General features: G+C 75.2%; 6 protein-coding genes. 2 read left to right on the forward strand and 4 right to left on the reverse strand.

The window, feature by feature from the left end; all coding sequences use genetic code 11:
* Positions 1–3: 3 nt before the first annotated feature.
* Genes K7G60_RS02085 through K7G60_RS02100 form a run of 4 tightly spaced genes read right to left on the reverse strand, consistent with a single transcriptional unit; the run spans position 4 to position 4,581 of the window.
* Positions 4–1,104: an NAD-dependent epimerase/dehydratase family protein gene (locus tag K7G60_RS02085; protein ID WP_225799013.1), complete on the reverse strand. Its 1,101-nt coding sequence runs from the start codon at positions 1,102–1,104 to the stop codon at positions 4–6.
* Positions 1,101–2,909: an FAD-dependent monooxygenase gene (locus tag K7G60_RS02090; RefSeq protein ID WP_225799014.1), complete on the reverse strand. Its 1,809-nt coding sequence runs from the start codon at positions 2,907–2,909 to the stop codon at positions 1,101–1,103. The genes K7G60_RS02085 and K7G60_RS02090 overlap by 4 nt, the downstream gene beginning before the upstream one ends.
* The gene (locus K7G60_RS02095) at positions 2,906–3,592 is read right to left on the reverse strand and encodes an HAD family phosphatase (RefSeq protein ID WP_225799015.1); all 687 of its coding nucleotides are present in this window, start codon (positions 3,590–3,592) and stop codon (positions 2,906–2,908) included. Before K7G60_RS02095 ends, K7G60_RS02090 begins: the two co-directional genes overlap by 4 nt.
* Complete coding sequence (locus tag K7G60_RS02100) at positions 3,589–4,581, reverse strand: ScbA/BarX family gamma-butyrolactone biosynthesis protein (protein WP_225799016.1); 993 nt, start codon at positions 4,579–4,581, stop codon at positions 3,589–3,591. The genes K7G60_RS02095 and K7G60_RS02100 overlap by 4 nt, the downstream gene beginning before the upstream one ends.
* Before the next feature lie 295 nt (positions 4,582–4,876).
* Here K7G60_RS02100 and K7G60_RS02105 point away from each other — a divergent pair, with 295 nt between their 5' ends.
* Both K7G60_RS02105 and K7G60_RS02110 read left to right on the forward strand, forming a co-directional pair.
* Positions 4,877–5,812, forward strand: a complete 936-nt coding sequence (locus K7G60_RS02105; RefSeq protein WP_225799017.1) for an AfsR/SARP family transcriptional regulator — start codon at positions 4,877–4,879, stop codon at positions 5,810–5,812.
* 126 nt (positions 5,813–5,938) lie between these two features.
* Entirely contained in the window at positions 5,939–6,358 is a 420-nt protein-coding gene (locus K7G60_RS02110) for a DUF3151 domain-containing protein (RefSeq protein WP_225799018.1), read from the forward strand.
* Positions 6,359–6,615 lie beyond the last annotated feature (257 nt).

Raw genomic sequence — 6,615 nt, forward strand, 5'->3', positions numbered from 1 at the left:
GGGTCACCGCCTCCCCGGGGCGGCGGCGGCCGCCGGGAGCTGCCCGTGGGTCCGGTGCCAGGCGGCCTGGTCGGCGAGCGTCCGCTCCAGGGGCCGGAAGACGACGCCGAGTTCCCGTTGGGCGCGCGCGGAGGAGAACCGGGCCCGGTCCCCCTCGGTGAGCGTCCTGATGCCCGTGCGGGTGGCGACGGGGGTGCCGCCGGTCAGCCGGGCCTTCGCCTCGGCGATGCCGGCCACGCCGTGGGCGACCGCGGCCGGGATCGGCCGGGGCACCGTGCCGGTGCCGGCGGCCCGCACGATCCCGCGGCAGATCTCGTCCAGGGAGTACCAGGAGCCGGCCACGACGTACCGCCGGCCGCTCTCCCCCCGCAGCGCGGCGGCGATCATGGCGCCGGCCACGTCGCGGGCGTCCACCACGTGGTTGCCGACGCGGGGCAGGGCCCGGACCGCGCCGGAGGCCACCGCGAGGAACAGCCGTCCGGCGGAGGTGGGCGCCTGGTCGCCGGGGCCCCACATCCAGCCGGGGAGCACCACGGGGACCCGTACGCCGTCCGGTCCCTGCCGTTCGGTGAAGGCCCGCACGACGGCCTCGGCCCTGACCTTGCTCGCCCGGTAGGCGTGGGGCTGGTCGGGGGAGCCGTTGGGCGTGGACTCGTCGGCCGGGCGGCCCGGGTGGGCGTCGGGGTCGAGCGCGCCGGTGGAGCTGGTGTGGACGACGGTGCGGACGCCGGAGTCGGCCGCCGCGCGGAGGAGTTCCTCCACGGCGGTGACGTTGGTCCGCAGGAGCAGGTCCCGGTCCGCGTTCGGCTGGTAGTACTCGCGGAAGTAGGCGGCCAGGTGGAACACCGCGTCGGCGCCCGGGAGGGCGGGGGCGAAGCCGGGGACGTCGGTCACGTCGCCGCGGACGATCCGCAGGGCGGGGTGGTCGGGCAGCACCCGCCGGGCCCGCTCCTCGTCGCGGACGACGGCGCGCACCTCGGTCCCCCGCTCCAGGAGGGCCGTGACGACGGCGGTGCCGAGGAGCCCGGTCGCTCCGGTCACCACCGCGGTGCGGAGGGGCGTGTCCCCGGGGCGGCCGGGGGACACGGGAGACGGCTCGGTCATGCGCCGTCACTCCCCTGCCGCGCGCCGGCCACGGATCCGGCCGCCGCGCCGCCCTCGGAGGCGTCGGCGCCGGTGTCCGGGCGCACCGCGCCGGTGTCCGGGCGCACCGCGTCGGCGTCCGGGCGCACCGCGTCGGCGCCGGCGTCCGGGCGCACCGCCGGTACGTGCCGGAGCAGCTCCCGCCAGCGGTCGGCCGTGGCGAAGGCCGCGGTCACGCCGTCCGGGCGGACGTACAGCACCAGGGGCGCGTGCGGCGCCCAGCGGGTGAACAGGGGCTCGCGTTCCACGGCGACGGCGTACCGGCCACCGGCCTCCGCGCCGTCCCCGGCCCGTCCCGCGAGCAGCAGGACGTCGATCCGGGCGGCCAGCGGGGACTGCCGTACGGACCGGACGAGGCGCTCCGCGGTCTCGGCGGCCGTGCCCCCGGGCGTGCCGGAGGTGACGACGAGCAGGGTGTGGTGGCCCGTGGCGAGGAAGCCGTGGGCGGTCCTGGCGCGGGTCCCCGCGAGGGGCTCCCACCCGGTGTCGGGCAGCCGCCGGCCGGTCTCCGGCCGGGGCCCCGGGGCGGGCCGGGCGCCGCCCGCGGCGTCCAGACCGCCCGGTACCGCCGGACTGCCCGTCAGGTCCGGCGCGATCTGCGCCAGTTCGGGGACCAGCTTCCGGTCCAGGGCGCCGCTGCGGGTCGCCAGGGTCAGGACCCGGTCCCGCACGGTCCGGCGCAGGCCGGACCGCAGCATCCACAGCTTGGTCTGCCGGTCGGAGTTCCGCAGGGCCCGCAGGGCGGCGGGCCGCCGCTCGGTCTCGTAGCTGTCGAGGAGTACGGGGGAGGCGCCCCGGGCGACCGCGGCGAGCTTCCAGCCGAGGTCGAAGCCGTCCTGCACCCCGGTGTTGAGGCCCTGTCCGCCGGCCGGGCTGTGGCAGTGCGCGGCGTCGCCGGCGAGGAAGACGCCGCCGCGCCGGAAGGTCGCGGCGACCTTGGTGTGGACGCGGAAGGTGGACCTCCACCAGGTGCGCTCCAGGGACCAGCCGGCCGGGCCGCGTTCGTCGAGGTAGCGCTGGAGTTCCGGCTCGGTGGGCGGCGCGGTCTCGCCGGCCGGCTCCCGGTCGAAGAAGATCCGGTGGCCGCCGCCGGGCAGCGGCACCACCACGAGCACCCCGTGCGGGGTGAGGTGGTACTGCACCTCGTCCTCGGGCAGCCGGCCGCCGTACTCGCCGTCGCCGAGGAGGAAGTCCCGCGCGTAGGAGCCTCCTTCGAAGGGGATGCCGACCGCTTCCCGCACCCGGCTGTGCGCGCCGTCGGCGGCGACCAGGTAGCGGGGCGCGACCTCCTCCGCGCGGTCGCCCCGGCGCGCGGTCAGGGTGACCTCGGCGGCGGTGTCGCCGCCCGCCGGGACGGTGCGGAGGCCGGTGGCCTCGGTGTTCCATTCGACCTGGCCGCCGAGTTCGAGCAGCCGCTCGTAGAGGACGCTCTCGGTGACGGACTGCGGGACGCACAGCGGTGCGGGGAACGCGGTTCCTTCGAGGGCGCCGAAGCGGACCGCGCCGACCTGGCGGCCGCGGGACCAGTAGCTCGCGCCGGCCAGCGCGAGGCTCCGGTCCCGCAGCGGCCCGGCGACGCCGATGCGGCGCAGGATCTCCAGCGCGCCGCTCCACAGGATGAGGGCCTTGGGTTCGGACGCGGGCCCGCCGCGCCGGTCCACGACGCGGCACTCCACGCCGTGCTGGAGGAGGGTGCAGGCGGTGGCGAGGCCGGTCGGCCCGGCCCCGACGACCAGGATGTCGCCCGCCTTCGCTGTGATGCTCATGCCGCGGACGTCCTCGTCGGGTAGGCACCGCGCTCGCCCAGCAGGGCGTCGACCGCCCGCAGGGTGGCGCCGGTGGTGGTGAAGCCGATCGTGGTCATCCCCTGGGCCTCGGCCGCCGCGCGGTTCTCCGCCAGGTCGTCGACGAAGAGGCACTCCTCCGCGGGTACGGGGAGCCGGTCGAGGAGCCGCCGGTAGATCTCGGGGTCGGGCTTGCGGACGCCCTCGGCGGAGGAGTCCACGACGGTGTGGAAGATCTCGTCGAGGGGCAGGCCCGCGCGCCAGCGGGGGCCCCACTCCTTCACGTTGTTGGTGAGGAGGGCGATGAGGTAGCCGTCCCGGTGGAGCTCCCCGAGGCGCTCGACGAGCGGTTCGTTGACGAGCCGGGCGCGGAACCACAGCTCGCCGAAGGGCACTCCGCCGAGCAGTTCGAGGCCGGGCGAGCCGGGGAGCCGGCTCAACACGCGGAGGACCATCTCCTCCTCGGTGCACCGGCCGGTCTCCAGGTCGGCCATGGGCGAGCGTCCGTCGGCCGCGGTGGCCGCGGCGAACGCGGCGCGGAGCTCCTCGAGGGGGACGCCGACGGTGTCGGCGAACGCCGCGAACGTCTCGTGGAGCGGGTTGGTGAGGACGCCGCCGTAGTCGAGGACGACGGCCCGGATCCGGGGGGCGGCGGTGCCGCTCACTGGGCCACCTCCAGCTTGAGGGAGGCGACGGTCCGGTCGCGCTGCTCGAAGTCGACGACGACCGGGACGACGAGCGTCCCGAGGGTCTCGTCGTGCCGCAGCCGCTCGACGCGGGCGACGGCCCTGGTCTGCAGGTCCAGCTCGGCGAACTCCCGGAAGTCGACGTCCACGCTGACGACCTGGAGCCCGTCGGGGGCGATGCCGTGCAGGTGCGCGACGGCGCCGGTGGCCAGCTGGCGGGCCGCTTCCAGGAGCAGGTTGCCCGGGACGTGGTCGAGCCGGTGGTCGAAGAGGTGAGGGTGGCTCTGGTCGGCCACCACCATCGCCGCCATCGCGCTGTCCCCCGCGGACAGCGGCTGCGTGATCACCACGTTGTACGGATTGCGGCGCCCGACCGTCGAGGGGTCCGCCCGGACGTACTCCGGCACGAGGCTGTCGGTGCCCTCGACGCCGGCCCGCTGCCGGGTGCGGAGCGCCTTGTAGACCGGCTTGGAGAAGAAGGCGAGGCCGCCGTCGATGCCGATGGCCTCCTCGCCGTCGATGGCGAGCGAACCGGTGAAGTCGAGGGCCTGCACCCGGCCGTTGCGCTTGCGCTGCGGCAGGCAGGTGAGGGTGACGACCGCCTCGGCGGGCCGGTCGCCGGTGCGGATCGCCGTGAGGTTCGTCAGCCGGGTCCGCAGGCCGCGGAAGATGAAGGACTCCTCCAGGGGGACGTCCTCGTAGCGGTGGGCTATGTAGACGCCGGACTGTCTGATGACCTCCAGCAGGAGCAGGAAGTCGTGGGCGCCGGCGGTCTCGCCGATGATGTGGGCCCGGGGCAGCTGCGCCGCCACGTCGAAGGTCTCCTCCTTGCCCGGGGTGGGACGCGAGTCGGTGAGGAAGACCTCGGCCACGGCGGCGCGGTGGACCATGGCACGCGGAACCGTGGCGTCGTAACGCAGCGAGGGTCGCGCGGGAGTCGATGCTTCTGTATCGGCTGTGCTGGTCATGGTGCCTCCCTGATCGGGTAGCGGACCTGCGGAACCCTGCACGAAGGCGCTGGAAGACCCGCTGGAAGATCCCGTGAAGGAAGGAGGAAGGGGCACGAGCGACGCCCGGCCCTGTGATCCACATCTCAGGAACAGAGGTTCCTCGCCACGTCAAGGGGTCGGATGGCAATCGTTCGCACAAACTCCCTGGGGCAACCGGTCGGTAACACGTAGCGTCGACCTAGTCGCACAGGTGCGCCCCGTGCCGTCGGCCAACATGACCGCGGCAAGCCGCCCGGCGCACCGGAAGGGTGATATGTCCAGCGTTCTCTTACGCCACACCGGCCCGGACCGGGGCGACGGAAGACCCCGCCTCCACCTGACCCTGTTCGGCCCCCTGCAGGGCCTGGTCGACGGCACCCCGCTCGAACTGGGGCCGCCCAAGCAGCAGGCCCTCCTGGCCGTCCTGCTGCTCCGTCCCGGACTCACCTCCGGACCCGAGCTGCTGACCGGCGCGCTGTGGGGGGACGAGCCTCCCGCCTACGCCAAGAACCTGCTCCAGAAGTACGTCTCCGGTCTCCGTGCCGCGTTCACCGCCTTTCCCGCCGCCGACACGGGGGAGCCGGGGCGCGTCCCCACCGACATGCCCCGCATCCTCTGGACCTCCGGCGGATACCGGCTGCTGACCGGCGACGCCTTCGTCGACCTCCAGGAGTACGAGCGTCTCGCCGCCGCCGGGACCGCCTCGGCGCTCACGGGCAACCTCCACGAGGCGGCCCGCTACCTCGACGACGCCCGCATCCTGGTCACCGGTCCCCTGGCCGAGGGGATCGAGGCCCCCGCCCTGGCACGGGAACGGGTCTACCGGGACGAGCGGTTCCTCGCCGACATGGAGCTGCGCACCGAGATCGAGCTCGACCTCGGCCGGCACCGCAACGCCGTCCCGTACCTCTACTTCCTCCTGCACCGCCATCCGCTCAGCGAGCGCCTCGTCTGGCTGCTCATGCTCGCCCTGTTCCGCGCCGAGCGGGGCGCGGAGGCGCTCCGTCTCTACCGGGACTACCGCCACCGCACCACCACGGAGCTCGGCACCGAACCGGGCCGTGCCCTGCAGGACCTCCAGCGGCGCGTGCTCGACCAGGACCCCTGTCTGATGACCCTGCGGACGCTCTCCCCGTCCGGCCCCGTCCAGCGCACCGCGAAGGACAGGAGCCGGAGCAGGGCGCCCGCCGAATCCGAATGCAACCGCTGACCGACGACGACGCGCACCACCAGGCGCGCCCCGTGCTCACTCCGTGACACCGAGGGCGTGACCCCCCACTCCACGCCTCCCTCGTCGCCCGGCCGGCCGCCGGTTCCCTGGTGGCAGACTGCACGCATGGACATTCACCAGAACCTGCTGAGCGGGCCGAACCCGACCTACCTCCCGGAGAACGAGGAGGCGAACCGCCTGCTCGTCGAGGAGTCGAAGCCTCCGGTCGAGGTCGTCGCCGCCCACCCCACCTTCTCCCTGGCCTGGGCCCTGCTCGCCGACGAGGCGTGGGGGGCGGGCCGCGTGGTCGAGTCGTACGCCTACGCCCGCACCGGCTACCACCGGGGTCTCGACGCGCTGCGCCGCGCGGGCTGGAAGGGCCACGGCCCCATCCCCTGGGAGCACGGCGCCAACCGCGGTTTCCTGCGCTGCCTGGCCGCGCTCGCCCGCGCCGCGGAGTCGATCGGCGAGCGGGACGAGGCCGAGCGCTGCGAGCAGTTCCTGAAGGACAGCAGCGCCGAGGCGTACGCCGAGCTCTCGAAGTAACGGCGGCCGACGGCCCGGGACCGGAGCCCGGCCGTCGGGCCCGGGAGCGGCGGGCCGGGGTCCCGGCCCTCCGGTCGAGGAGCCGCGGGCCGGGGCCTCGCGGCTCAGGGCCCTGCGACTCAGACCCCCGCTCAGGGCCCCGTCGGCTCAGCCCCCCGCGTCCCGCCGGCCCGGGTCCAGGGGCGGGGCCTGCACCCCGCAGTGGACCTTGCACTCGGGGTGGCAGTCCGCCGACGCGGCCGGGGGCCTCATGGTCG

Source organism: Streptomyces sp. NK15101 (assembly GCF_020400725.1).
Taxonomy (GTDB): domain Bacteria; phylum Actinomycetota; class Actinomycetes; order Streptomycetales; family Streptomycetaceae; genus Streptomyces.